Source organism: Paenibacillus sp. CB74, assembly GCF_055687625.1.
Genome location: NZ_CM146009.1, coordinates 3,805,710 through 3,831,393 on the forward strand (window position 1 = coordinate 3,805,710; position 25,684 = coordinate 3,831,393).

Annotated in this window: 22 protein-coding genes; 3 read left to right on the forward strand and 19 right to left on the reverse strand. The window is 45.9% G+C overall.

Features of this window, described 5'->3' with window-relative positions:
• Window positions 1-40: 40 nt before the first annotated feature.
• The 12 genes from ACX9NY_RS17020 to ACX9NY_RS17075 all read right to left on the reverse strand — a co-directional run bounded on the left by ACX9NY_RS17020 (window position 41) and on the right by ACX9NY_RS17075 (window position 10,060).
• Window positions 41-1,063: a glycosyltransferase gene (locus ACX9NY_RS17020; RefSeq protein ID WP_472473943.1), complete on the reverse strand. Its 1,023-nt coding sequence runs from the start codon at window positions 1,061-1,063 to the stop codon at window positions 41-43.
• 11 nt (window positions 1,064-1,074) lie between these two features.
• A complete protein-coding gene (locus ACX9NY_RS17025) occupies window positions 1,075-2,019 on the reverse strand; it encodes a glycosyltransferase family 2 protein (RefSeq protein WP_472473945.1) in 945 nt (314 codons plus the stop codon).
• Between the two features lie 21 nt (window positions 2,020-2,040).
• Window positions 2,041-3,108, reverse strand: a complete 1,068-nt coding sequence (locus ACX9NY_RS17030) for a glycosyltransferase family 4 protein (protein WP_339240273.1) — start codon at window positions 3,106-3,108, stop codon at window positions 2,041-2,043.
• A 37-nt stretch (window positions 3,109-3,145) separates the two neighbouring features.
• Window positions 3,146-3,625, reverse strand: a complete 480-nt coding sequence (gene pssE / locus ACX9NY_RS17035) for a PssE/Cps14G family polysaccharide biosynthesis glycosyltransferase (protein WP_339259410.1) — start codon at window positions 3,623-3,625, stop codon at window positions 3,146-3,148.
• A complete protein-coding gene (pssD, locus tag ACX9NY_RS17040; RefSeq protein WP_339240270.1) occupies window positions 3,622-4,080 on the reverse strand; it encodes a PssD/Cps14F family polysaccharide biosynthesis glycosyltransferase in 459 nt (152 codons plus the stop codon). Before pssD ends, pssE begins: the two co-directional genes overlap by 4 nt.
• Window positions 4,077-5,453 carry an O-antigen ligase family protein gene (locus tag ACX9NY_RS17045; protein ID WP_472473948.1) on the reverse strand — a complete coding sequence of 459 codons (1,377 nt, stop codon included), beginning with the start codon at window positions 5,451-5,453 and terminating at the stop codon, window positions 4,077-4,079. The genes pssD and ACX9NY_RS17045 overlap by 4 nt, the downstream gene beginning before the upstream one ends.
• Before the next feature lie 34 nt (window positions 5,454-5,487).
• On the reverse strand, window positions 5,488-6,186 hold the full coding sequence (locus tag ACX9NY_RS17050; RefSeq protein WP_413405052.1) for a sugar transferase: 699 nt from the start codon (window positions 6,184-6,186) through the stop codon (window positions 5,488-5,490).
• On the reverse strand, window positions 6,183-7,085 hold the full coding sequence (gene galU, locus ACX9NY_RS17055) for a UTP--glucose-1-phosphate uridylyltransferase GalU (RefSeq protein ID WP_253431548.1): 903 nt from the start codon (window positions 7,083-7,085) through the stop codon (window positions 6,183-6,185). Before galU ends, ACX9NY_RS17050 begins: the two co-directional genes overlap by 4 nt.
• Before the next feature lie 180 nt (window positions 7,086-7,265).
• Window positions 7,266-7,943: a CpsD/CapB family tyrosine-protein kinase gene (locus ACX9NY_RS17060; RefSeq protein ID WP_339240268.1), complete on the reverse strand. Its 678-nt coding sequence runs from the start codon at window positions 7,941-7,943 to the stop codon at window positions 7,266-7,268.
• Window positions 7,924-8,673, reverse strand: a complete 750-nt coding sequence (locus tag ACX9NY_RS17065; RefSeq protein WP_472473951.1) for a YveK family protein — start codon at window positions 8,671-8,673, stop codon at window positions 7,924-7,926. The genes ACX9NY_RS17060 and ACX9NY_RS17065 overlap by 20 nt, the downstream gene beginning before the upstream one ends.
• 38 nt (window positions 8,674-8,711) lie before the next feature.
• On the reverse strand, window positions 8,712-9,470 hold the full coding sequence (locus tag ACX9NY_RS17070; protein ID WP_339240266.1) for a tyrosine-protein phosphatase: 759 nt from the start codon (window positions 9,468-9,470) through the stop codon (window positions 8,712-8,714).
• A 155-nt stretch (window positions 9,471-9,625) separates the two neighbouring features.
• Complete coding sequence (locus ACX9NY_RS17075; RefSeq protein ID WP_472473954.1) at window positions 9,626-10,060, reverse strand: hypothetical protein; 435 nt, start codon at window positions 10,058-10,060, stop codon at window positions 9,626-9,628.
• 348 nt (window positions 10,061-10,408) lie between these two features.
• Between ACX9NY_RS17075 and ACX9NY_RS17080 the strand changes: the two genes are divergently transcribed.
• On the forward strand, window positions 10,409-10,777 hold the full coding sequence (locus ACX9NY_RS17080) for a helix-turn-helix domain-containing protein (protein ID WP_047841965.1): 369 nt from the start codon (window positions 10,409-10,411) through the stop codon (window positions 10,775-10,777).
• A 97-nt stretch (window positions 10,778-10,874) separates the two neighbouring features.
• On the opposite strand, the gene ACX9NY_RS17085 is transcribed toward ACX9NY_RS17080, so the two are convergent.
• The 4 genes from ACX9NY_RS17085 to ACX9NY_RS17100 all read right to left on the reverse strand — a co-directional run bounded on the left by ACX9NY_RS17085 (window position 10,875) and on the right by ACX9NY_RS17100 (window position 19,600).
• Window positions 10,875-11,030, reverse strand: coding sequence for a hypothetical protein (locus ACX9NY_RS17085; RefSeq protein ID WP_215078381.1), 156 nt, complete (start codon window positions 11,028-11,030; stop codon window positions 10,875-10,877).
• A 226-nt stretch (window positions 11,031-11,256) separates the two neighbouring features.
• A complete protein-coding gene (gene gltB / locus ACX9NY_RS17090) occupies window positions 11,257-15,855 on the reverse strand; it encodes a glutamate synthase large subunit (protein ID WP_472473957.1) in 4,599 nt (1,532 codons plus the stop codon).
• Between the two features lie 674 nt (window positions 15,856-16,529).
• Window positions 16,530-18,812 carry a YhgE/Pip family protein gene (locus ACX9NY_RS17095; protein WP_472473959.1) on the reverse strand — a complete coding sequence of 761 codons (2,283 nt, stop codon included), beginning with the start codon at window positions 18,810-18,812 and terminating at the stop codon, window positions 16,530-16,532.
• A gap of 206 nt (window positions 18,813-19,018) precedes the next feature.
• Window positions 19,019-19,600 (reverse strand): TetR/AcrR family transcriptional regulator, encoded by a 582-nt coding sequence (locus tag ACX9NY_RS17100; protein ID WP_339240260.1) that lies wholly within the window; start codon window positions 19,598-19,600, stop codon window positions 19,019-19,021.
• A gap of 381 nt (window positions 19,601-19,981) precedes the next feature.
• Here ACX9NY_RS17100 and ACX9NY_RS17105 point away from each other — a divergent pair, with 381 nt between their 5' ends.
• The gene (locus ACX9NY_RS17105; RefSeq protein ID WP_339240259.1) at window positions 19,982-21,196 is read left to right on the forward strand and encodes an MGDG synthase family glycosyltransferase; all 1,215 of its coding nucleotides are present in this window, start codon (window positions 19,982-19,984) and stop codon (window positions 21,194-21,196) included.
• Between the two features lie 275 nt (window positions 21,197-21,471).
• Here ACX9NY_RS17105 and ACX9NY_RS17110 read toward each other — a convergent pair whose 3' ends face one another.
• Both ACX9NY_RS17110 and thpR read right to left on the reverse strand, forming a co-directional pair.
• On the reverse strand, window positions 21,472-22,317 hold the full coding sequence (locus ACX9NY_RS17110; protein ID WP_339259394.1) for a cell wall hydrolase: 846 nt from the start codon (window positions 22,315-22,317) through the stop codon (window positions 21,472-21,474).
• A gap of 130 nt (window positions 22,318-22,447) precedes the next feature.
• The gene (thpR, locus tag ACX9NY_RS17115; protein WP_472473961.1) at window positions 22,448-23,050 is read right to left on the reverse strand and encodes an RNA 2',3'-cyclic phosphodiesterase; all 603 of its coding nucleotides are present in this window, start codon (window positions 23,048-23,050) and stop codon (window positions 22,448-22,450) included.
• A gap of 206 nt (window positions 23,051-23,256) precedes the next feature.
• On the opposite strand from thpR, the gene ACX9NY_RS17120 reads away from it, so the two are divergent.
• Complete coding sequence (locus ACX9NY_RS17120; RefSeq protein ID WP_472473963.1) at window positions 23,257-24,213, forward strand: D-2-hydroxyacid dehydrogenase; 957 nt, start codon at window positions 23,257-23,259, stop codon at window positions 24,211-24,213.
• 341 nt (window positions 24,214-24,554) lie between these two features.
• Here the strand turns inward: ACX9NY_RS17120 and ACX9NY_RS17125 are convergent, their stop codons facing one another.
• The gene (locus ACX9NY_RS17125) at window positions 24,555-25,532 is read right to left on the reverse strand and encodes a TRM11 family SAM-dependent methyltransferase (RefSeq protein ID WP_472473965.1); all 978 of its coding nucleotides are present in this window, start codon (window positions 25,530-25,532) and stop codon (window positions 24,555-24,557) included.
• Window positions 25,533-25,684: the final 152 nt, after the last annotated feature.

Here is a 25,684-nt window from a genome sequence, read left to right on the forward strand (position 1 = left end):
ATCCCCATATTGTTCAATTAGGTCCACCCTCTCATCTGCACTAACTGGAGTACAGGGTAAGTGTCCTTTGGGCAATCACTGGCCAATCCAGCCGCTCTAACGCTTTGACAAAACCACTGCCTTCCTGAAACACCGATTGTTTTAAACGGATCATATTCATCGCTTTAAGCAATCCATCCGGATCGGAAGGTTCATAGAGTACTGCACAATCATCGGGCAGGTATTCCTCCAACAAGCCAATCCGTGGTGCCACCACCGGTTTACAGAAGGTCAAAGCCAGAATTGCACTACCAGAAGTTGCAATTTGCTTGTATGGCAGAATGATGGAATCGACCGCATCAAAATAGTCCGAATATTCATCATCTTCAATAAAATGAAAATGGGTATGAATATGACCGCTCTTGAGGAATTCTTCACCGAGATCGTAGTCCTTCACTTTTTTACCGGCAATCAACAAATGGGCCTGGTCCGAATCCAGTTCCTTGAATGCCTCCAGCAAATCATCCACGCCCTTGTAGGGTGACACCTGACCGAAGAACGCGTACACATAACTATCCTCCGGGATGCCAAACCGGGAGCGAATATTCACGCCTTTTCCCTGATACACGCCCTTGTAATGTCCATGCGGAATAACCTCGATCCGGCTGGGATCAATCCCGAACGTCGAACAGATCTCAGAGATCAGGGGTTTGCCCATGACAATCAGCTTGGAGCAGTTTCGGACAAGTATTTTTCTCATCCAATAATCGAAGCGCGTCTTACCGCTGTTGTGAGGCCAAATGTTGTGCACCGTCCAAAACAACTTGACACCGCGCACACGCGCAAAACAAATCATCAAAACATATAGAATGGATTTGATCACGGTTGACAGCACGGATGAACCTCTGTAATAGAAGCTGGGCCAATGAAAATGCAGCACATCATTTTTTCTCAGTTTGATTAGATCTTTTTTGGTAAACTGTTTTACTTCCCATCCCTTGTTCTCAATGGAATCGGATAACAGCTCATTGAATTTATTGTTCTCAATCATCTTAGGCAGCATATACACCGTCGGATTTTCCATCCAGACACCTCTTACTTTAGTTTCATTCGCACAGGTTCCTCTGTATACGTTCCAACTGCGCGTCTTGCATGAAATCTCATCAGAAAACCTTGCATCATAATTTTGGTATTACGCTTGAGCAGCACCCAATCTTTCCACCAGGGATACAGCGACAGTGCTTTTTTCAAATAAACGTTATTGCGCAGAGTATTTCTCGACCATTCGAGCATTCGATAATGATGTAATTGGCGGCGTTTCTGTTCCTTGGACATATCGTTGTAGTATTTCAAAATAATCTTGCGTTGGCCTTTGTACTTGGCCGTTGTGGAGGTTGAAATGCGCGGCCCACTATGGATATTGATATCCACGAGCGGTTCTTTCACATTCACGGCAATGTAGCCTCGTTTCAATATGCGCAGATAAAAATCATAGTCCTGAGCGGATGTCAGATTCTCATCGAATCGAACTTCACGGGCAAGCGAGGTGAGTACCATGATTTTGGACGTTTCCCCGATCCAATTGAATGTAAGCAGATCCTCATACCGTACAACATCACGAGGCTCCACCGACAATTTCCGTTTGACCACCTGATGCTGCTCATTCGTGTATGCGAGATACTTGCTGCAAAAGGTAAACGATTCCTGCGTACGCTCCAGCACTTCCGCCTGGGTTTTAATTTTGTCGGCCATCCATTCATCATCATCATCCAGGAAGGCAATGTACTTGCCATTGGCTTGGGATATCCCCACATTCCGTGCATGATTGGCTCCTTTGGGATATGGAACCCGAATGTACCGAATCCGTGAATCATCCCGGGCCCAAGCCTGACAGATCTCTGGCGTCTGGTCTTCTGATCCATCATCCACAATGAAAATCTCCAGATACGGATGTGTTTGCTCTCGTACACTTCTCAACGCATTTTTCAATAACTCGGCCCGGTTATGGGTCGTAATGATGCAAGATACCAAGGGGTTCATTTCATCACCTTTTCCTGTTCACTAGGATACCTTCACTTGAAGTGCATCATATATTCCTGACAGCCTGCCTACGAGAAGATTCATATCGAACCTATCCGATATAATCGCTCTGTTATATGAACCCATTCTTGCTCTAATCTCTTCATCCGTAATGAGATATTCCAGTGCTGATGTTAGCCCGTGCACATCTCCCGGCTCGATTAACAGCCCATTATGACCGGATGTAATCACTTCGGGAATGCCTCCGACGTTGGTCGATATAATGGGCAAGCCACAATTCATTGCTTCAAGTATGGCCATAGGTAATCCCTCATGATAAGAAGGCAGGACCAGCAGATCCGCTTCCCGCATCAGCTTTTCCTTTTGCTCTCCGTTAATCCAGCCGAGTACGTTGACACGCTCTTCGATTCCATACTGCTGTACAAGCGCTTTGACCTCTTCGACTTCGCCATCCCCCGCCAGATTGAAGGTAGCTGTAACGCCCAGCGCCTTTAATTGCTGAATAGACTGAAGCAGATCATAGACGCCTTTTCGCTCACCCAGTCTTCCCATGAAGAGAGCATTAACTGCCGCCTTCTGCTCCTTCGCAAAGGGCTCTTTCACAAAGACTCCGTTATAGAGCACCTCAATAGCTGTCTCCGGAACAATCGTGACAAAGTATTCTTTCCACGTCTGGGATAAGACAATCAATTTATCGGCTTGATTCAAAATGTAGTGACAATACTTGCGCTGCAGGGCGAATCGATTGTAGAAATCATCAAAGCTGGCCGCATGAATATGCAGAATGACTGACTTTCGAAACAATTTTCTTGCGGTTAGCAGGAATAGTGACTTCCGATAAAAGCTCCCGTTGTTCGCCATATGAATATGAACAATATCCGGCTTGAACGTGTACAGCTTCATCCAGAATTGAATGAATCCCCGTATAAAAATAAGCAGCCGTGAGAACACGCTGCCCGTGATATACGTTTCCACCCGCTGCATGGCATACATATCAGAGATGGAAGAATCCTCAATGTTTTTGATGACACTCACAATTCCACCCATATCCTTCAAGGATGATCCAACAACCAATACTTTTGGTTTCATGATAGACTCCTTTTTTCATGGTTAATCTTCAGAATACTTACAGACTATTCACGTAATTTTTGATGGATGAGATCAGATCAGACTGTTTTCTCACATAAGGCTGGAACGTCTGCTCCTCTATGCAAGGAACCAGTTTTTGTAATTCAGCCTGACTCTCTGCAACGGCAACATAGCCGTTCTCCTGAAAAACCTTAGAAATCTCAAGTTGATGATCATCAACATGTTCACCCCACTCTTTCCGGCGCGGAATGACGATCACCGGCTTGCCGCGTTCGAGACAATTCGTGATGGAGCCAACACCCGCATGAGTGATAATACATCTGCTGCGCTGCACGTATCCATTCATCTCTTCCTGCGTCAGGAAAGGAATTGCAGTGAAGTTTCGCGGCTGATACTCCGTATATCCCGACTGGGCAATAACTTCCTCTTCAATAATTCCAGCCTCAATCGCCTCATCAATAAGCTCGAACATGCGATTGAAGGGAAAGCGCTGGGTTCCAACAATAGCAAATATCAAAATAAAGCCCCCCTGTATTTTGCATTGGGATAGCTATCCTGCAACGTTTCCCACTGGATAAAGAACTCATCCGAGATTTTGTACATCAATCTCCCGGTTGCGCTAGAGGAATAGATTTTGGCATAACTTTCGATATAAATCAGCTTGGCACCGAAGATTTTACCGATGAGGCAAAATGGATATGTGGCCCCTGCCCCTGTCGTAATGATGACCTTTGGACGCTCGCGCAGATATAAAAAGAATGATTTGATAATGTTAGCCATAAAAATCAGCAAAAACATCGCATTCTTACGCTCTTGCTGCATTAAGAAGTATATTTTGCCCTGAGATGAATCTACTTTTCTGCTTTTGTTCTTCTCGGTAATCAGGAAATAATCATGTTCTTCAACCGCAGGTATAATCTTGGTCAATTCATCAAAATGACCGCCTGTAGAACTGATCAAACAGACCTTCATGTTCTAATCTCCTTTGAAAAGGATGCGTCCTTGGCTCGCTGTACCTGGATATCCACTTCTGCTTCCGCCCCTGAGTTGGAGTGTACTCCTTTTCCCGTAGCATATAATGCGTTCAGGAAGATACAGAATGGAGCAATCAGATGAACGGTGGACAGGGTATTGTCAAAAAAGGAATAGGTCAGGAAACCGATAATCATACCGGCAAAATACAACCGGATCATGCCGCTCAATCGGAAGAATACGGCACGGAATACCAGAAGCAACGATAGAAACAACAGGATGGCTCCAACTAACCCGCCATCGTAATAAAAACGAATGTATTCATTATGCGGAACGACGAAGCCAGAAAAGATACTTCCATCATTAGCCACGAGCGTTGAGCCAAGCCCACGTCCAAATATCGGATACTCATTAGCTTTACCAATGAAATAGTTCCAGGCTACATCCCTTCCCGACAAGCCTTTGCTCTCTGATCTCATCTCATAGTTGTCCCACTGCGCAATCACCATATAGGCGACGGCCACAACGAATAGAATGAGAGGAATAATGGCACTGACCCTGCCTTTGATGAAGGCTTTCAGTTGATCAAAAAGATAGACCAGAATAATTGGAATGAGTGCAATAAGTGGTCCCCTTGTTCCTGTCTGGACCAGAATAACCAGATGTGTCAAGGTAAGCATGTAATACAGTACAACCTGATGGCCTTGCTTGATCTGGATCAGACAGACGCAGATCGAGATAAAACACAACATGGCCAGATGCGCGGCGATATTAGCTCCCTGTAACCGGGTTACGCCCGACATCTCCAGGTTCGTAATGGACAATATGCCGGCGAGTTGCAGAATATAACCACCAGCGAGACTGAACAGTGGTAACCATGCGAGTACACGTATAATTCGTTGACTGATCTCTCTTGAAAAATGGGGCATCAGCAACAAAAAAGGAACAATGACTCCTAGAAAGGCCTTGAATGGATCCAGCGGATTAACCTTACTGGGCAGATCCGATAGAAAATAACTCTCCACAAATAAAAAAACAATTGCGAGTGCAGGATATATCAGATCTTTTCGAATACCAAATCGTAAAAAAAGAGAAATGACAAAACCCAGAATCGCCAGCTTGTAGAAGGACAGCGAATCCAGTCCTGCCAGATGAATGCTAAATATCTTATCAATGGACAATGAGAAACTTACAATAAGAATCATAAAAATCCAGCTGGGCTGTTTAATATAAACGCCCAGCAGAATCACAGCTATAAGTGCAACAACTGAAACTAGCGGAAGATAGATTGCTGCGAAGACGATTATCAGTGAAAACAAAATGATGTTAAACGACTTCAAATTTAATGCAGCAAGTATACCGGTTTTTTGCATATCTGCTATGCCACCTCAAAGCCAGAATCGTGTTTCAAAACGCATCCTTCGAACCTACCAGCACCTTGAACGTTCTGAAGATAATTTTGATATCCACCATCATGCTGCGTTCACGGGCATACGTCAGATCCAGCTCTACCATTTCTTCAAACCCAACACTATTGCGACCGCTGACTTGCCATAATCCCGTACATCCCGGGATCATCTGCAGGCGTTGTCTGTCATAGGAAGTGTAGTTCTTCACTTCTCTGGGCAGAGCTGGTCTGGGTCCAACGAGACTCATCTCACCTCTGAACACGTTCCACAACTGAGGCAGCTCATCCAGACTGGTCTTCCGAATGAACTTGCCAATGCGGGTAATGCGGGGGTCGTTTTTCATTTTGAACATATTCCCGTTCACTTCATTCTGATCGATCAGTTGTTCCAGCAAATCTTCAGCATTCGCAACCATGGACCTGAATTTGTACATATGAAACTCTTTCCCATTCTGTCCAACCCGTACCTGACGAAAAAAAACAGACCCCTGAGGGGCCTCGATTTTGATTAGTATTCCGATGACCGCAAACAAGGGGCACAAAATGATCAAACCTATGAAAGAACCCAGCAAATCGAGCATTCTTTTCATAAATAGATACACTTTATCCGCATTTTGTCCTGACATCGTTGATGCGTTGTACCCCAGACTTGGGTCCATAACAATCTCCGCTTCCTTCGTTTGGGGAGATGGACTCATTCAAACTCCCCCCCGGCTGCATATTCTACCGACTCTTTTTCCAAAATATGTTGCAGTGCTTGCAGCATTGGAATTCTAAGTTCCTGTTTTTGCAGAGCGAAGTCAATGGTTGTCAGGATGAATCCCAGTTTCTCGCCCACGTCATAACGTACTCCCTCGAAATCGTAAGCATACACTCCTTGTGTCTCATTTAAACGCTGAATCGCATCTGTTAATTGAATCTCTCCCCCTTGGCCAATCTCTTGTTGTTCCAGATGTTCGAAAATCTCTGGACTCAGTACGTATCTCCCCATAATCGCCAGGTTGGAAGGCGCTGTGCCTTGGGCAGGTTTCTCTACGAACCTGAGAACCTCTGTCAAACGGCCATCCGATTGAAGCGGGTCCACAATGCCGTATCTGTCTGTTTGTTCAGCAAGTACGGTTTGTACGCCAACAATGGAATGTTGAACCTGATCATATTGATCAATCAATTGTTTGGTGCATGGCACTTCCGATACGACGATATCATCTCCGAGCAACACGGCAAAAGGTTCGTCACCGATAAAGTTACGTGCACACCAGACAGCATGACCAAGTCCTTTGGCCTCTTTTTGTCTTATGTAGTGGATATCCACGTTAGAGGATTTGCGAACCTCTTCAAGCAGGCCCAGCTTCCCTTTTTCCAGCAAGTTATGTTCCAGTTCAAAAGCGTTGTCGAAATGATCTTCAATCGCACGCTTCCCTTTACCTGTTACGATGATAATGTCTTCAATTCCAGAGGCAATGGCTTCCTCAACGATATACTGTATAGTTGGTTTGTCCACAATAGGGAGCATTTCTTTGGGCATCGCTTTCGTGGCTGGCAAAAAACGTGTACCCAGTCCAGCTGCAGGAATGATTGCTTTTCTCACTTTTTTCATAAATACCACCCTATCCTCTTTTTTTAGTTTAAAAGTTGAACCAGGGCATCTAACCCGTCCTCACGTCATACCTTCGACGATTAACGTCTAAGGTTCACTGAACCCACAGCATGACCGAGTGCCTACAGTGATAAAGGTGCAGTAGACATTACCTGTTTACCTGGAGCAACGGACAGAACTTTATTTCTCTCCGTAACCCACCGGAACTGCAACGTTTTTGATATTGTTCAGGATTGCGCCCAGGATTCGTGCATTCACATGCTCCAGAGCAGCCTTGGTCTTCTTCACCAATTCCTTCTTGACCTTGCCTGAGTTCACGACCAGCAGCACACCATCACACAGCGAACTCACAATGAGCGCATCCGTTACTGCGAGCACCGGTGGCGTGTCAAACATGATGACATCATATTGATCCTCTAACTTCTCCATGAGCCTCTTCATCCGGTTGGAACCGATCATCTCGGACGGATTGGGCGGAATTGGGCCGGAAGTGAATAACTGAAGATTATCGATATAGCTCTCTCTGAGCACTTCTTCCACACCGTACTGATTGGACAGCACACTGCTAAGCCCGATATGATTGGGTACGGAAAACACCTGGTGCAAAGAAGGGTTACGCAGATCGGCATCAATCAGCAGAACCTTTTTGCCTTCCTGAGCATAGGTGACCGCCAGGTTGCTAATGGTGGTGGTCTTGCCTTCACCGGCTTCGGCCGAAGCCACCATGATTTTTTTGATATGACTGTCGATTGAGGAGAACTGAATATTGGTCCGCAATTTACGGTACCCCTCCGAGATTTGAGATTTGGAGTTAAAATAGGTCACCAGACTGTTATTATCATTGGTTAGCCGTGACATATTTGCCATCCCCCACTTTCTGTTGAGATACGTAATTTTTCGTATTTTTCAGATCATCTTTTTTCATCTTGGATATCACCGTAAGCACAGGCAGGCCTAGTTCTTTTTCAAGTTCAGTCTCGGATTTGAATGTGTCATCCAGATAATCCATCAGGAATACAAGTGCAATCGCGAGCACAAAACCTGCGAACAGACTGACAATGATGCTTAATGTGGTTTTCATATTAATTGGAGATGCGTTACTATCCACTTTGGCTTCGCTGAGGATAGCGACATTATCGATTTTCATGATTAGGGGGATTTGAGATTGGAACACGTTGGAGATGGCATTGACCGTTTTTGCGGCTTTTTCGTAGGAAGTCCCCTGTACAGTTATGCTCATCACTTGGGATTCGCTGGCTGTAGAGACGGAGGTGCTATTCATGAGCTGTGCTGAGGTTAAGCCAAGGTCTGGATACGTGGAAGCCACTTTATCCATAATGGCTGAAGATTTAATAATTTCTCTGTAGGAGTTAATGAGTTTGATATTGGTTTGAATCATGCTGAAGTCCATCATCGCCTGGCCTTGAACATTGGAGGTCTGGTTCACGATAAGCTTGGAACTCGCCTCATAGATCGGTTGGGTGAAGAAAATACTTTTGACCCCTGCACCCACACCCGCTACCAGAGCAATTGCAACAATCAACCACAGTTTCTTTTGTAAGAGTCGAAAATATCCTTTCAGTTCCACTTTCATTCCTCCTATACGTTGTGATCTATCCTATGTAACTACCAGATGGACAGTAGCCATTTGCGAGGTTTCCAGCGTTCTGTGACAAGACACGAATTCGATAGGATGTGCGACGCATTCTCTGCAAGCCTCTTAACGGCCTCAGCTCCAAAACGACGCTCAATCACCCGCTCCCCTTCACTTATGGCAAATGTCCTTTTGCACGTATCATGTGCATCTGATGAAATGAAATGAAACCCGTTTTCTTTACAAAAATGAAAACACCACTGCCGAACTTTCCGTCCGAAAAGCCCAGTGAAAGATTGAGCCGTAAGCTGACATAGCCCGCCTTGACTCAAATAATCCGCCAACAACTTTGGCTTCTTCAAAATGATACGATTGCGTTCCGGATGAGCAATGATAGGGGTAATTCCCGCTATTCGTAATTCATGCAGTATCCTGGGGAACTGTGAGGGAATATGACCAAAGGGCAGTTCCAGCAACATGTAACGACTTCCGGCGAGTGTGCAGCACTTTCCTGCATATAAGTCTCCAATCAGGTTGTCATGCACCCTGATCTCCTGTCCGGGACGGATCTCCAGGCGAATGTTACGTTTGTGAAGTTCTGCATGTAGCAGGTTCACGGCCTGATTAACCACCATCGGTTCATTGTTGTATTGCCCGTTCAGGTGATGCGGAGTAGCAATAATGGAGGTGATTCCAGAGGCTGCCGCCTTCTCAGCCATCGCAACGGACTGCTCCATTCGAACAGGACCATCATCCAGACCGGATAATATGTGGCAGTGCATTTCAACCATATCCAAACTTCCTGAAATAGTATGAGCCCCCTCGCCCATTTATTCATTGCGCAAATGCTTTTGGTGTTAAAGAACTAATGCATAACGCTATGAAATATAGTAAAATGGCGTTAAGTACATGTTTTGTTCAGAATTTGTTAAGAATCGACTTGGAATTATATGGTGAAATCAATGTAATGATAGGTTTTCTGCAGATCCTTCTGCTCTGTTGCCTTTTCATACTGAGAACGGGAAACCGTGGGAAACTGAACTTCAGTAAGCATTGTGTTTAACTGTCCAGTTATATATAGTTTCTGTTCGTGCTGAATATGCAAATTTGAATGATACATTGTGAGCTCTCCGAAGGGCTGTTTCCATTGCAACCTTGCGTGAAGTCTTACACATACATGCTGATCTTCAACATCCAAACCTATGAGCATTTCTGATGATACTGGCAAGTTCAGGTCGCTCAGGAAGGTGATTGCTTGAGTGTCCATTCCAAGTAACAGAACAGGGCGTCTTTTGTGGTCTACCATTTTCTTATGAAACTCCTGAATGTACATATGGACATTTAATTTCATATCAGCCCATTCCTGAATTATTGATTGCATGGTTTCATTCCTTTAGAATGGATTAGCCTACATGGACTGCCTCTACTTCCTTCTCACAGGTATATGGTCCAGGCAACAAGGAGATACTTAAAATATCCCAAATGATACATTTTGTAACTCCATACGTCCAATTTACGATACAAAACGTATCATGTCAAGCGGTATTTGGACATGGTTCTTTTGATTTACGACAATTTGAGATGTCCTTAGACAGACCTATTTACAAATGGAAATGGGTTAAAGGAAACTTATGAGGAGTTACTCTTTTGCAGGAAAGCTGCCCTGATCAAAAACTTGGCTCAGGATTGTTTCTATATATATTTGATGTCGTTCAGGGGGAAATAGCTTATGAGCTACGGAAATCGCATTGCTGAATTACGGGAACAGCGGGGACTTACTCAAGAAGAACTTGCGAGCTCCATTCATATTACCAGAGCTGCTCTCTCCCACTACGAGAAGAACCGACGTAAACCGGACTTCGAAGTGTTAACGAGACTTGCTGACATCTTTGATGTGTCTATTGATTATCTTATAGGACGTACGAAGCAAAGCGATGTCGTGATGGATGAGGACGTACGTGAATTCGTTGATACCTTGGAGTTATCGGACAAAGAAGTGTTAGAACGCTTCGATCTGATGATTGATGGGAAGTCCTTAACGGAAGAAGAGGCACGTCGTTTTATTGCGTTTGTCCGCATGGAACGCAGCATGGACTAAACCCGAAAAGAGGACCCAGTTCCCAAGAGATGCTATCTCTGGCTTCTGGGCTTTTTTTTGTGTCCTAATTCCCTCCATTCCATGGTTATCTATTGTGTCAAGGACGCTTGTTGTTGACGGAGGATATGAAATGGTTCCAACGCTCCGGGTCGATTCCGCATTGCAGTAAAACTTTCATGATGTCCATCTGGGTTGCTTCGACTTGTTTCCCTGTCGGCCTACGATCGTCCCTGTTTGGATGCTTCATATTCATTCCGCTAACCTCTCTTATCTATATACTTTCCCTGCCCTCCAAAACTAGCCTTATTATACTTGAGAACGTTCCGTGATGTTGTCGTCTCATGACGATAACGTTTTTTGAAGGGGTTCTAATTTTGTCGAAAGCCAAATAGGAGCTATATGGTGCCAAAATGGCAACCATATAGCTCCTATTATTCTTAATACAACCTGTTCATGCACGTTCACCTTTGAACAAGGAGTTAACCCCCAGCACGTGCAAGTTCACGCATATTTGCTTCAAACGCTGCAAGCAGTGCTGCTTCTCCAGTCAAGCCCGTCGCCTGAACCCGTTCAATCTGCTCAGTCATACGCTTGAAGTCCTTCGGAATAACCCGAACGAACTGGTTCACCGCATCTTGCCAGTTATCCAGAACGCGCTGACCGACAGCACTTCCTGTATTGGCAACATGACGTTGAATCATGCCTCGCAGATCTGCACTTTCGGCAACATCTTCGATACGCTCCAAAAGAACCATTTCCAGATTACAACGTTGCAAGAATGTGCCTTCCGGATCATAGACATAGGCAATACCTCCGGACATCCCTGCTGCAAAGTTACGACCTGTATCGCCGAGTACAACGACACGTCCACCCGTCATATACTCACAACCATGGTCGCCTACCCCTTCAACGACTACTTTGGCACCGGAGTTACGTACAGCAAATCGCTCACCCGCAATACCACGGATATACGCTTCACCGCTTGTTGCACCGTAGAGAGCCGTGTTACCGATAATGATGTTATCTTCCGCCTCAAACGTTGCTTTCGGAGAAGGCATCACGATCAGTTTACCTCCGGACAATCCTTTACCTACGTAGTCATTGGAATCCCCTTCAACGGTCAAGGTCATGCCTTTAGGTACAAAGGCCCCAAAGCTTTGTCCGGCAGAGCCCACAAATTTGAATTTAACCGTATCTTCAGGCAATCCTGCGAGTCCATATTTACGTGTGATCTCACTACCCAGAATGGTACCTACTGCACGGTTAACGTTCGTAATTGGAAGCACCGCTTCAACCGGTTGACCGGATTCAATAGCAGACTGTGCCAGTGGCAACAATTGCTGCATATCCAGCGTTTCTTCCAATTGGTGGTTCTGATGCTGTGTACGGTAACGCGCAGAGCCTTCCGGCATTTCAGGCACGTGCAGCAATACAGACAGATCCACACCTTTTTTCTTCCAGTGATCTACGGCTTCTACCGTTTCGAGGCAATCTGTACGTCCGACCATCTCCTGAATAGTACGGAAACCAAGATCAGCCATGATCTCACGCACATCTTCAGCAACAAATCGCATGAAGTTAACCACATGAGCCGGATCACCCATATAATTTTTACGCAACTCCGGATTCTGTGTTGCTACACCCACCGGACAGGTATCCATTTGACAGACACGCATCATGATACAGCCAAGTGCAACGAGTGGTGCGGTAGAGAAACCATACTCTTCAGCTCCAAGCAAAGCTGCAATCGCCAAGTCACGGCCGTTAAGCATTTTGCCATCTGTTTCGAGTACGACGCGATCACGCAGATTGTTCAGCATCAACGTTTGATGTGTCTCTGCAAGACCCAGTTCCCACGGCATACCCGCATGTCGAATCGAACCTTGCGGAGATGCACCTGTACCACCGTCATAACCGCTGACGAGGATAATATCGGCACGCCCTTTGGCTACACCTGCCGCAATGGTACCCACGCCCACTTCCGATACGAGCTTCACGTTGATCTCAGCACGCGGATTGGCATTTTTCAAGTCATAGATCAGCTCTGCCAGATCCTCGATCGAGTAGATATCGTGATGCGGCGGTGGCGAGATCAGACCTACACCCGGTGTTGAACCACGGACTTCAGCAACCCAAGGATACACTTTGCGTCCTGGCAGTTGTCCGCCTTCACCCGGTTTTGCCCCCTGTGCCATTTTGATCTGAATTTCGTCGGCATTAACCAAGTAGTTGGAAGTAACACCGAAACGTCCGGATGCGACCTGTTTAATAGCACTGCGACGGGAATCCCCGTTGCTATCTTTAATGAAGCGAGCCGGATCTTCTCCACCTTCACCGGTATTGGACTTACCTCCAACACGGTTCATTGCAATGGCAAGATCTTCATGCGCCTCTTTACTAATTGAACCGAAGGACATTGCACCCGTTTTGAAACGACGCATGATATCTTCTACGGATTCAACTTCTTCAAGTGGAATGGAAGCTCCAACCGGTTTCAGTTTCAGCATGGAGCGAATGGTCAACAGCTGATCATTCTCACCTTGCACAAGTTTGGAATATTTTTTATACAGCTTGTAATCTCCGGTACGAACTGCGTGTTGCAACGTATGAATGGTTTGCGGATTGAACAGATGCTCTTCTCCGTCGTTACGCCATTGATAATCGCCACCGGAATCCAATACTTTATCGTTACCGTCTTTATCCGTAAAGGCACGGTTGTGATGTGTCAGCGCTTCGGCTGCCACTTCTTCCAACCCAATTCCACCGATCCGGGAAGGTGTCCAGGTAAAGTAACGGTCAACGAAGTCTGATTTCAGACCCACCGCTTCAAAGATTTGAGCGCCACGATATGATTGAATCGTAGAAATCCCCATTTTGGACAACACTTTCGTAACGCCTTTGGTAGCTGCTTTAATGTAGTTTTTCACTGCTTTCTCATGCGAAATGCCACGAAGCAATCCTTGCTGAATCATGTCATCCAGCGTTTCAAAGGCCAGATAAGGGTTCACAGCACTCACACCGTAACCCAGCAGTAATGCGTAGTGGTGAATATCACGCGGCTCTGCTGATTCAAGCAAAATGCTGACTTTTGTTCTGGTTCCCTGACGAATCAGATGGTGATGCAGACCTGCTACAGCAAGCAATGCAGGAATGGCCGCATTCTCTGCGTCTACACCGCGGTCAGACAGGATCAGAATGTTATGACCTTTGTCGATGACACGGTCCGCAGCTTCGAAGAGCAGATCCATTGCTTTGCGCAGTCCTTCTGCTCCTTCCGCAGCGGTGAAGAAAATCGGAATCGTCATGGAGCGGAAGCCTGGGCGACGCACATGGCGAATCTTTGCAAAGTCTTCATTGGACAATACCGGTGTATCCAGACGGATCTGGCGACAGCTCTCCGGTTCAGGGTTCAATAAGTTGCGCTCAGGACCAATGGTTGTTGCCGTAGACGTTACAATCTCTTCACGGATTGCATCGATTGGCGGGTTGGTTACCTGGGCGAACATCTGTTTAAAGTAGTTGTACAGACGCTGCGGACGATCCGACAGCACAGCCAGTGGTGCATCATAGCCCATCGAACCGGTAGCTTCCATACCTGTTGTCGCCATTGGCTCCAGGATTTTGCGAAGCTCTTCAAATGTATATCCATATGCCAGCTGAAGCTGGGTCACGTTATCATGTTTTGGATCAGGAAGTTCCGGTGCTTCCGGCAGCTCGCTCAGATCCATCAAATGCTCATCAAGCCAATCCTGATACGGATTCTCGGCTGCAATGATCGCTTTTACTTCTTCATCTGAGATGATGCGGCCTTCTTGTGTATCCACAAGCAACATCCGACCTGGACGCAGACGATCTTTGTACAGGATCTCTTCAGGCGCAATATCAAGCACCCCAACTTCTGAGGACAGGATAATGCGGTCATCCTTGGTTACATAATAACGAGCTGGACGCAAACCGTTACGGTCAAGTGTGGCACCAATCTGCAAACCATCTGTGAAGGCCATTGCTGCTGGTCCATCCCAAGGCTCCATCATTGTGCTGTGATATTCATAAAATGCCTTTTTGGCAGGGTCCATGCCCTCATCTGTGCTCCAAGGTTCAGGAACCATCATCATGGCCACGTGTGGCAGTGAACGACCACTGAGATAGAGGAACTCCAGTGTGTTATCGAACATCGCTGTATCGGAACCATCCGGGTTAATGACCGGTTTCACTTTGGCGATGTCGTCACCGAACAATTCACTCTCGAACAAGGACTGCCGTGCATGCATCCAGTTCACGTTACCACGCATCGTATTGATCTCACCGTTGTGGATCATGAAGCGATACGGGTGGGCACGTTCCCAGCTCGGGAAGGTGTTCGTACTGAAACGGGAATGCACGAGTGCAATCGCAGATTCCACGAGATCATGCTGCAGATCCAGATAGAATTCTCCCACCTGTTCCGTTGTGAGCATGCCTTTATAAACAATTTTGCGACAAGACAAGCTTGGCAGGTAGAATGAACCACCTTCTGCTTCATCTGCCGAATATCGAATAGCCAACTCAGCGCGTCTGCGAACAACATACAGTTTACGTTCGAATCCAAGCTCATCCTTCACATCTGCGGATCTTCCAATGAACACCTGACGTACATAAGGTTTCGCTGCAAGTGCAGAACGGCCAAGCATTTCATCAAAAGTAGGCACATCCCGGAAACCCAGGAACGTCTGTCCTTCTTCTTCAATAATCTTCTTGAGGCTCTCTTCGTGCGCACTACGGATGGCAGGGTCTTGGGACATGAACAACATTCCCACGCCATAGAATCCCTGTTCAGGTAATGCAAAACCAAGACGGTCTGCTTCCTGTGCAAAATAACGATGTGGAATCTGAATCAGGATACCTGCTCCGTCACCGGAATTCGGCTCACTTCCCTGTCCTCCACGGTGCTCCATGTTACTGAGCATGGTTAGTGCCTGACTAACGATATCGTGTGAAGGTACTCCTTTGATGTTGGCAACAAAACCCATTCCGCATGCGTCTTTTTCGAACTGCGGGTCATATAGACCCTGTTTTGGAGGTAATCCGATGTGTCTCATGGAACGCAACCTTTCTATAATGAAGTATTTCGGAAAGATCAAGAACATAGGCAACAGGCAACAATGAAACGGGAGGAGCTGGCCTTTCGCTTGCGATAGAGCCTGCTAGATAGAAGAGGTGACAGCATGAGACTGTCAAAAATAAGCCTGCTATTGGGCAGAAGCCATTGAATGAGATGGGCTGATCCGGACGATCCGGCAAACAGCATCATGTATAAATCAACACGCAGCCGCTGGCACGGCTACTGAAATGGAGCGACGTTTTTTTGATATAGTTATATTATTTTAACACCGACCTAACATCAGCGCAATTTAAACTTTTTAATACCTCTGATAAGAAATGTTTTGCAGTACAGCTTTACAGTAGTGACGTTTAAATTCATCTCTTTTTCGAATAATTATACACTTTTTAAGCCAGAGTACAACTGAATTAAATTGCTGACAGAAGAAAATCGTTCCATGTACCGCCTGCGTTTATCCATAATTCAACCAAATTTCCACTGCGTAAGCCAGCGAATCTTTACTTCTTTATGCATTTGTATACAAAATAGCCTGTAACCCCTTTTTGGGGTCACAGGCTATTTGCACTATTTGACTACTATATTGCATAATTTCACTACAAGAAAATAAAGTTTTTATTCAAAAATATGACCCTGCTGAAGATCAGGTTCGACTTATGCCGTCACAACTTGACCGGAATCAGCCTGTTCGACTTCTTTTTTCGGACGTCTGCCATTCCAAAGGAAGTAAGCAAGCGTCAGCAGAATAGATGCACCTGCATAGATACTAAGAATTCCTGCCTGATGCCACATCACATCCAGATTACCACTCGATACAACAGCTTTGAAGCCCATAATGCTGTGTGTCATTGGCAACCAAGGGCTAAATGCCTGAAGCCACGATGGAATCAGTTCTACCGGGAATGTACCTGCACTAGCCGCAAGTTGGAAGACCAGCAGCAGAATGACAACATAACGTCCAGGCAGATCCAGCCAGGTTACAAGCGCCTGAACGATCAACATGAAGGTCAGCCCTGTAATAATGGTAAACAGATAGAACAGCCCTACACTGTGCGTCTCCAGTCCAAGACCATATAACATGAAGCTTGCCACGATAACCGATTGGAAGATACTCACGGAGCCAAATACCAGTGTCCGGCTGACAAAACGATTCCAGCCTGTTGCACCAGGTACGGACGTTTCCCGCATTTTTAATACAATCGTCGAAATCAATGATCCCACAAACAGACCGATCGACAGGAAGAACGGTGTCAATCCTGTACCATAATTGCTCACGTTCTCTGCTGTGTTCTCCGAGGAGTTCACCGGTTCAGCGAACATGTTCACCACATCATCCGTTTTCTTCACTTCGGATGTTTTCTGCGCGGCATCATTCAGCTTGGTTGCCAGTTCACTTGAACCATCTTTTAGCTCAGTAAGACCGTCAGCCAGTTTGCCTGCGCCATCACCCAGTTGCTTGGAACCATCGGTTAGTGAACTAACGCCACCACTGAGTTTGCCCACACCCGTTTGCAAAGCTGTTGTACCTGAGCCCAGCTGCTTGGCACCATTCGCCAACAATGTACCGCCACTTGCAGCATCACCCAATTTGCCGCTGAACTGCTTCAGACCATCGGAGAGTTTCGCTCCCCCTTGACTAAGCTGTCCGGCTCCAGCCAGCAATTGCTTCTGTCCATCTACCAGCTGGTCTGCACCAGCAAGTAGTTGCTTCTGACCACCATGGAGCTCGGACGCACCCGCGGCCAACTGCTGGTTGCCCTGATGCAGCTGATCTGCACCCTGTGCAAGCTTCTGCTCGCTCTCATGCAGTTGCGCACTTCCATCAGCAACCGCTTCACTCGCCGCAAGCAGTTTCTGTACATCCGCATTTTCGGCGAGTTCCGGGTTCGATGCAGCAAGCTGCTTCAATCCGGCGGCTACGCTCTGTGCTCCGTCCGCAACCTTCCCACTGCCATCCACAGCCGATTGCAGGCCTGTTGCTAGTGTACCGCTGCCCTGAACGGCACTTTGCAGACCGTCAGACAGCTTCTCACTGCCCTGTTCTGACGATGCCAGGCCAGCCTGCAACTTACTTGTACCATCCAGTGAAGATTGAAGGCCCGTTTCCAACTTGGCACTGCCATCCTTCAACTGATCTGCTCCGCTCTGAAGCTGGCTCGAAGCGGCTGCCTGAAGCTGTTGCAGACCCGATACAAGATTCGTTGTTCCACTTTCAAGCTTGGTCGCACCCGTGTGCAACGCGTTAACCCCATCACTTAATGGAGAAAGTCCTTCCTGAAGTTCAAGCGTCCCGGATGCAAGCTTCGCCAAGTTATCCTTGAGCTTAACTGCACCATCATCCAGTTTGCCTGCGCCGGTATTCAGTTCACCAGCTCCATCACCCGCCTCCGCTAAGCCATCAGATACTTCTGAGAACTTGTCGAGCAAAGTCTCTGCATAGGATTCTGTTACTTTGGCTGAGACTTTGGCTTTCAGATCCTTAATCGCAGTCTTGCCGATCTGTGCACCGACAAAGCTATAATTGCCATTCGGTTCATAGATCAGGTCAGCCGGTGCTGGCTTGTCATCGAGCAACGTTGTTGCTTGGGATGAGAAGTTCTCCGGAATCGTAATTTGCATATAATATTTGTCATTACTCATGCCTTCTTTGGCTTGGCTCGCACTGACAAAGTCCCATTTAAAATCTGCATTTTTCTTCAGCTCATCCACCAGATCATTACCTACATGAAGTGATTTGCCCTCCAGCTCTGCGCCTTTATCCAGATTGACAACGGCAACCGGCATCTCATCCACATGACCATATGGGTCCCAATAAGCCGCCAGATAGATGCCACTATACAGGATCGGTATAAACATAATTGCAATAACAGGGATCAACACCTTCGGGTTTCTCACGGCCGATCCCACATCCTTGAAAAACACGGATAAAGATTTCATGTCATTTTCTCCCCTTAATCTCTCTGCTTCATGAGCAGGAATAACTATAATGAAATAAAATGTCGCGTTCCAGAAAAATTACCGAAACACGAAGTGACCATTTTCCTCAAACGGTCAATTTAAAGCAAAAAAACAAACCTGTCTTCCGACAAGCCTCGCTGCCATACATGTATGATAACCCTTATTTATAGTAGAATAAATTCGGATTACGTTACAGCAGCAATTCCTTCCATTAAGAAAAGGCGAAAGTAATTCTTGATTTCCTCTTTGCTCAGTGGTTGATGTTGTTTGTTCCAATCAGAGGTGAGTGCAATATACAAGCGAATCATCATAAAAGCGACCACTTGCGGATCACAATCCCGAATCTCTCCATTATCCTTCGCTTTCTCAAGCTCCCGGGCCAAAAAATCGGAAATAACTTTCTCCACTTTGTCCAAACCTTCCTTGGCCTGCAGTGTTCCAAAGTCCTTCAATTCCTGTGATAACTTAACCAGCAGCTCGTGATCACGGCGGAATTCCAACAACGCATCCAGCACCCGAAAGAGATTATCAAAAAATGCACTTTCCTGATGCACTTCACGATGTGCGATGTTCTTCATTTCCTGAATCACTTCTACCAGAATCTGATCAAACAATTGTTCCTTGTTGGTGAAAAACGTATAGATCGTTCCTTTGCCCACGTTCGCAATCTTGGCGACCTGGTCCATCGTAGTTGCTTTGTATCCAAACATGGCAAACGACTGGGCTGCTGCATGAATAACCTGCTGTCTCCTGTCAATCGGAGCCATCATATCCCTCCTTTTACTCCATTCAATGTTCATTCGTCCTACATGAATGACCAAAAATACAATTCGGTCATTCGGTCAAAATATACATTACCACCTCAGCAATAAGATTGCAACCCTAACATTTTAAATATTGTGTTAATTTTTTTTAACCGAAATGCAGTGGAAACTCCTTCTGTCGTCGTCTATAGTGTAAGATGACTCAAACATACGTATATAAATGAAGCCAGACTGTCTCAGACCAAGAGATATGGTGTAAATATTTATGGATGAAACATGATTCTGCGCTTCAATGTATATTCATGTAGTAATGTATGATCCATAGCTAACGAAAACGATGAATATCTTCATTATGAATTAAAACTTATGAATAAAGGTGAACTCATGCGAAAACCAAGAGTGCTCTTATTATCGGAAGGATTCGGTACCGGTCACACTCAGGCCGCTCATGCGCTGGCACATGGCATCAAAAAAGTCAGTCCACATGTTCACAGTCGTGTCATTGAACTAGGCAAATTTTTAAACCCAACGGTAGCTCCATTAATCTTTTCTGCATATCGGAAGACACTGTCGGTTCAACCCAAACTGGTCAGTCTGTTGTACCGCACACAGTACAACAAGTCATTAAATGGCTTTACCAAGCTGGCGTTGCATCGAATTTTCTATACACAGACAGCACAGGTCGTATCCCAACTGAAACCAGATGCGGTGATCTGTACCCATCCTTTTCCAAATGCAGTGATCTCCCGGCTCAAACGCCAGGGCCTGAATATCCCGCTCTATACCGTCGTGACGGATTATGACGTGCATGGAACATGGATTAATCCGGAAGTGAACAAATATCTGGTCTCCACCCCTCAGGTCAAAGCATTACTTGAAATTCGAGGGGTCGATCCCTCCCACATTCAGATCACGGGAATTCCTGTGCATCCTGACTTCTGGGAAGCGGGCGACAAAGTAAAGCTGCGGCAAGAGATGGGGCTTCAGAACATGCCTACCGCGCTGCTTATGGGTGGAGGCTGGGGACTTTCTTTTGATGAGGATCATATGAAAGCTCTCACGTCCTGGGCAGATCGTGTGCAATTGGTGTTCTGTCTTGGTAGCAACGAGAAAATGATTGCAAAAATGAAGGAGATGCCTTGCTTCCAGCACCCTAATATTCGTATTCTGGGATATACCCGTGAAGTAAGCAAACTGATGGATGTATCCGATGTGCTAATCACGAAGCCTGGTGGCATGACATGTACCGAAGCGTTGGCTAAGCGGTTACCCATGCTGTTCATTCCTCCGCTGGCGGGTCAAGAAGAAGAGAACTGTGAATACTTTGTACAAGCCGGATACGGCCAGGTCATCCACTCTGCCGACGTGATTACCAAACGTTTCAGCCAACTCTGTGAACAGGCTTCCACTCAAGCTGAAAGCCCGCTGAACGTAGCACATATTACCGGCAGCCGTTCAGCCTATGATCCAACGTGTTGCGCCCAAGCTGTTCATGATTTATTATTCCCGACGACTGCCGAAGTTACGAAAACACCCGTAGAGCGATTCTCAGCCGGAATTGCTGCCACGTCCTTATCAGGTACCAGAATCCCATTCTAACGTCTCTATGGACCTATAGAACTGCTCTCATGAGGTGTTATAGAGGACAAGGCAAGTGCTCACGATATACAAAGAAGGTTCCCTTCCGAATTATTGGAAGGGAACCTTCTTTTATTTTCATTGATTTTGACCGTATGATTTGGCAGAAAAAAGGGTAATTTAGAGTATAACCATATTTTAAATAACGAAATAAAACTACGATTCAGGCTTTTTGAAGGGCCGTGTGAAGCACACACTGTTAACTACCCTGCCTGTTTGCAGAATTTACGGGTCGATTACTTGTAGAAAGTATGATGACCGATCGTTTTTACTTTTTTCTGCGAGCGGGCAACTGTCAGATCGTCCGCAAGCGTCAATGATAAGAAATAATACGTATCATCGGCAACTTCCTTCTTCCCGTTCAGCGCAGCATTCACTGCTTTGATACTGTCCTCGTTGGGAACCACACGTTTCAAACGTCCGTTCGCTACAGGACTGAACTGGGATTTCTGATAGATCACCTTGTAAATGGTATCGGGAAAATTGGCTGACCGCAGCCGGTTTAAGACAACATTGGCAACTGCCACTTTGCCTTCGTACGGTTCACCTTCCGCCTCTGCCATGACGATTTTTTGCAGCAGATGCAGTTCTTTATCGGACACACTGTATGACCAGGTTGCGAGTTTCGAGTCTTCCTGGTTCAGAAGTTTGGTCCGCGTAAAGTATAGTTTTTGGGGGGGAGTTGTTACAGCAGCCACCGCTTTGGCACGTTCCACTTTGGCCAATTTCAGTGCAGCTTCTTTTTTGGCTTTGGCCGCAGCTACAGCTCTAGCTTTGTTCTTGGCCTTGGCTTCTTGCAATTCCTGCTTTTCTTGAGCAGTCGTCAACCAGTTCTTCGCTGGCAGAGATTCAGTCCACGCTACGGTTTGTGTAGACAGACTTGTCCCATCTTCCATCATGCGCCTCTCTTCTTGCGCAGATGTTTGTTTATTTTGCACAGAAGCCGCAAGTTCGGTCATCTGTTTACTATCACTAGCTTCATTCCACTTCCCCGTCGCCTGAACGACATTTACCCCCACTATACATACAAGCAGCACTGATAACATCGGTGCTACCCAACGATTCTTGCTTATAATGTTCATTCGAAGATTCCTCCTGTCGAAACATTTCCCTTATCTAAGTAACCCAAAAAAAAGAATTTGAATAACGATGGCTAATATTACATAGGGATAAACGTAATGTCAATGTGATTTTATGGCATAAAAATGATTATCAGGAAAAAGAGAACGTGTCCACGACCTCATACATTGGAGATTGTCCAAGCCTTGTCACATAAAGTACAATGTCCTCCACCATCCATGAATTAACACCTGAGGTATGTTCCGGAAGCACTCCAGATACCCCTTTATTCTCATTACCTGGGAGTTGTCCCAGATATTTTCTAGCAACGGTGATGTGGGGAGCATATGGTCTTAATTCAGCTTCGAATCCAAGAGTCGATGTGGCCTGAACGATTTGTTTTTGCAGTGAAATCAACCGATCCATCTCTCCGCTAACACCCTTCCATAATACTTTAGGCGCTTCTTCAAGTCCAAATGTGCCCCAATCCGCAAGCTGAAGTTCAAACGCCTGGAATTCAACTGCTACTGAGCGCAACGCTTTCCGAAGATGTCCAATCTCACTAACAAGTGTATCCCCAAGAAATTGCAAGGTTATATGATAATCCCGATAATCTGTCCATTTACGAAAATCAAGTTTGTTCTGTACAAGCCTCGCGTCCATCTGAAGAGACTGCTGAACAGGACCAGGAAGACGAATCGCCACAAACAATCTTTCCCGTCGGGATGAATGATCCTGATGTGATTGGTTATTCATTGCATACACCTCTCTAAAGTTCGCTCTATTATTTCATAACTATACATATCGTTTCAAGTTGGGTAAGTATAGAGTGACACAAAGATAACCATTTGCAAATAAGGCTAGATTCCTGCATTCACCACCTTATGCACATCCAACATCAAATCTGATACACTTCAATTATCAAACTTATCAAACTATTGATCTCAGGAGGACCACACATTATGGGTAAAATTGTATGTTTTCCATCTCTATCCGAAGAACAGAAACAACGCATTCAGAACGCCGCACCGGGGTACACCCTGACATTCGGAAAAGCCAAGGAATTGGACCCTGCTGAGTTGAAAGAGGCTGAGATTATTCTCGGTTGGTCACCTCTTGTCACTGAACATGCATTGAGACAAGACAGCCTGTTGAAGTGGGTTCAGGTCTGGTCCGCTGGTGTGGACAATCTTCCTTTTGCAGATTTGCAGCAGAAGAACATTCAGGTCACCAGTGCAAATGGAGTTCACGCCATTCCAATCACCGAAATTATTCTGGGCATGATGTTATCCCACAGCCGCTGGCTGAGACAAGCCATGTTGCATCAACAGCAATCCGAATGGAAAGCTCCCGCCAACCCCCTACCCGAACTGCACGGTAAAACAGCGGTCATCGTTGGTGTAGGTGAGATTGGAACCGAAACAGCCCGCATCCTCAAAGCACTCGGCATGCGAACGATCGGAGTTCGTCGCTCAGGCAAAGATGTCCCCAACGTGGATCAGATGTACGACATGACCGGGCTGCATGAAGCCTTGAGCCAAGGCGATTATGTGATTAACATTTTACCGTTGACCGATGAAACCAAACATATATATGATCAAACTGCATTTGAGCATTTCCAATCTGGTGCATGTTTCGTCAATGTGGGCCGCGGCCCCAGTGTGAAAACGGAAGCCTTGCTGAATGCACTCCAAAACGGCCAGGTTGCCTTCGCCGCACTGGACGTTTTCGAAGAAGAACCCCTTCCGGCAGACCACCCGTTATGGGGTATGGATAACGTCTTAATGACGCCACATATCGCAGGAAGCACGGAGCAATACACGGATCGTGCCCTCGATATTTTCGTCAAAAATCTGGAAGCTTATGTAGCTGGCCAGACACTTCCGCTTAACCTGGTGGATTATAGTCATAAATATTAACACAAACATCCGTTCCCATGCAATATTGTGCAAATCAGATCAACGATATCAATTGAACTAAACAATATTTACACTTACAACTCCGATGACAGAACAACCTTCCGCTCACTGTTATTCCCAGATTTTTTTGACTCACTTTTAGAAAAGTGAAAATCTGTGAATAAAGGCGAAGAGTATGCTTACGATGCAGCTTTCTTGCAGAAAGCTTTTAGCTCCGCTTCTTCATTTTTTTCTGTCCTCTACGTTTCTCGTGTAAATCGTTAGTTCAATTAAAATGTACACAGTAAAAAAACTCTACCTCTGGAAATTTCCTTAGAGGTAGAGTTTTGTTTTTTTTATACTTACACACACAACCAGATATGACGTATAAACGTGCCTTTGTTTACTGTTCGGTACTCTTTTACTGTCCATCCCGCTTCCAACAAGTGCTCTTCTACCCACTCTGTGGAAACAATCACTGCCCGCTGGGTCAATCTGCGCAAGCTCTTCAGCATGTCTCGTTGCTCAGCATCTGGGAGTACAGAACAGAGATTATAGGGCATGTCCAAAATCGCTGCATCATACCGATCTTGCAGTTCATTCATATCCCCTAACGTGATTCGATCCGAATCATATCCATAATGCGGCAGATTGATACGTGCACCTCGGACAGCCAGAGGATTCAAGTCGTTACCTCTCGCATCAATTCCCATGGATAAAGCTTCAATGACAACTGTTCCCATACCGCAGCACGGATCAAGTAATCGATGGTTTTCCACGTTCGGAACAGCAATATTCACCAGCGCTCTGGCAAGCGTGATGCCAAATCCCGTCGAGTAGTTTTGCGGCTTCTGCCGATGTATCTGCCATGATCGATCAGCTTCTGTCCACTGGCCCAAGATCCATTTTTCTCCTGTTTGGATTAGGCCGAAAGTCACTTTTGGTTGCTTCATCTGTGCCTTGCCTTTAATGCACATGCAGACTTCTTTTTCCAGTTGACGAGACTGTGCATAATCAGGGGCATGATCCCCTTCTTTCAGACAAATCACCTTAAATGTCTCTTCTGGCAGCAGCTGAATCTCTTTGGCAAGAGGGAGCAGATCATTCACCGTATCGCCTTCACCGATTAGATCTAATCTGCCATGGATAAAAGGACTACGTCCAGGTGATATATGTCGTTCAGACCACACATATGCTCCCCTATCCATACCGATCTCTGAACTCGGTTCAAGCAACGTATTCAGCTCCAGCATGCATAATTCACGCTCGTTCTCGTGGCAAGCAAAGGTGTAGAGGTATTTCCCAGAAGTAGTGTAACTACCAAGTGTTTCATCAGGCAAAATTTTCCTCTCCTTCCTTCATTAATCATGTTTCTTCTATATAGATAGTAGCTCAGTGTATACATATCAAATATCAGCTGTTACGAATGCTTCAGGTAGTCATTGTATACAATGTTAGACGGCTAGACAACTATCCATTTCTTTGGAGGTAA

Excerpts from the sequence above, each read along its gene's own strand:
- ACX9NY_RS17020 (WP_472473943.1), bottom strand. The coding sequence starts at position 1,063 with ATGGAAAATCCGACGGTGTATATGCTGCCTAAGATGATTGAGAACAAT.
- ACX9NY_RS17025 (WP_472473945.1), bottom strand. The coding sequence starts at position 2,019 with ATGAACCCCTTGGTATCTTGCATCATTACGACCCATAACCGGGCCGAG.
- ACX9NY_RS17030 (WP_339240273.1), bottom strand. The coding sequence starts at position 3,108 with ATGAAACCAAAAGTATTGGTTGTTGGATCATCCTTGAAGGATATGGGT.
- pssD (WP_339240270.1), bottom strand. The coding sequence starts at position 4,080 with ATGAAGGTCTGTTTGATCAGTTCTACAGGCGGTCATTTTGATGAATTG.
- ACX9NY_RS17045 (WP_472473948.1), bottom strand. The coding sequence starts at position 5,453 with ATGCAAAAAACCGGTATACTTGCTGCATTAAATTTGAAGTCGTTTAAC.
- ACX9NY_RS17050 (WP_413405052.1), bottom strand. The coding sequence starts at position 6,186 with ATGAGTCCATCTCCCCAAACGAAGGAAGCGGAGATTGTTATGGACCCA.
- galU (WP_253431548.1), bottom strand. The coding sequence starts at position 7,085 with ATGAAAAAAGTGAGAAAAGCAATCATTCCTGCAGCTGGACTGGGTACA.
- ACX9NY_RS17060 (WP_339240268.1), bottom strand. The coding sequence starts at position 7,943 with ATGTCACGGCTAACCAATGATAATAACAGTCTGGTGACCTATTTTAAC.
- ACX9NY_RS17070 (WP_339240266.1), bottom strand. The coding sequence starts at position 9,470 with ATGGTTGAAATGCACTGCCACATATTATCCGGTCTGGATGATGGTCCT.
- ACX9NY_RS17075 (WP_472473954.1), bottom strand. The coding sequence starts at position 10,060 with ATGCAATCAATAATTCAGGAATGGGCTGATATGAAATTAAATGTCCAT.
- ACX9NY_RS17080 (WP_047841965.1), top strand. The coding sequence starts at position 10,409 with ATGAGCTACGGAAATCGCATTGCTGAATTACGGGAACAGCGGGGACTT.
- ACX9NY_RS17085 (WP_215078381.1), bottom strand. The coding sequence starts at position 11,030 with ATGAATATGAAGCATCCAAACAGGGACGATCGTAGGCCGACAGGGAAA.
- gltB (WP_472473957.1), bottom strand. The coding sequence starts at position 15,855 with ATGAGACACATCGGATTACCTCCAAAACAGGGTCTATATGACCCGCAG.
- ACX9NY_RS17095 (WP_472473959.1), bottom strand. The coding sequence starts at position 18,812 with ATGAAATCTTTATCCGTGTTTTTCAAGGATGTGGGATCGGCCGTGAGA.
- ACX9NY_RS17100 (WP_339240260.1), bottom strand. The coding sequence starts at position 19,600 with ATGGCTCCGATTGACAGGAGACAGCAGGTTATTCATGCAGCAGCCCAG.
- ACX9NY_RS17105 (WP_339240259.1), top strand. The coding sequence starts at position 19,982 with ATGCGAAAACCAAGAGTGCTCTTATTATCGGAAGGATTCGGTACCGGT.
- ACX9NY_RS17110 (WP_339259394.1), bottom strand. The coding sequence starts at position 22,317 with ATGAACATTATAAGCAAGAATCGTTGGGTAGCACCGATGTTATCAGTG.
- thpR (WP_472473961.1), bottom strand. The coding sequence starts at position 23,050 with ATGAATAACCAATCACATCAGGATCATTCATCCCGACGGGAAAGATTG.
- ACX9NY_RS17120 (WP_472473963.1), top strand. The coding sequence starts at position 23,257 with ATGGGTAAAATTGTATGTTTTCCATCTCTATCCGAAGAACAGAAACAA.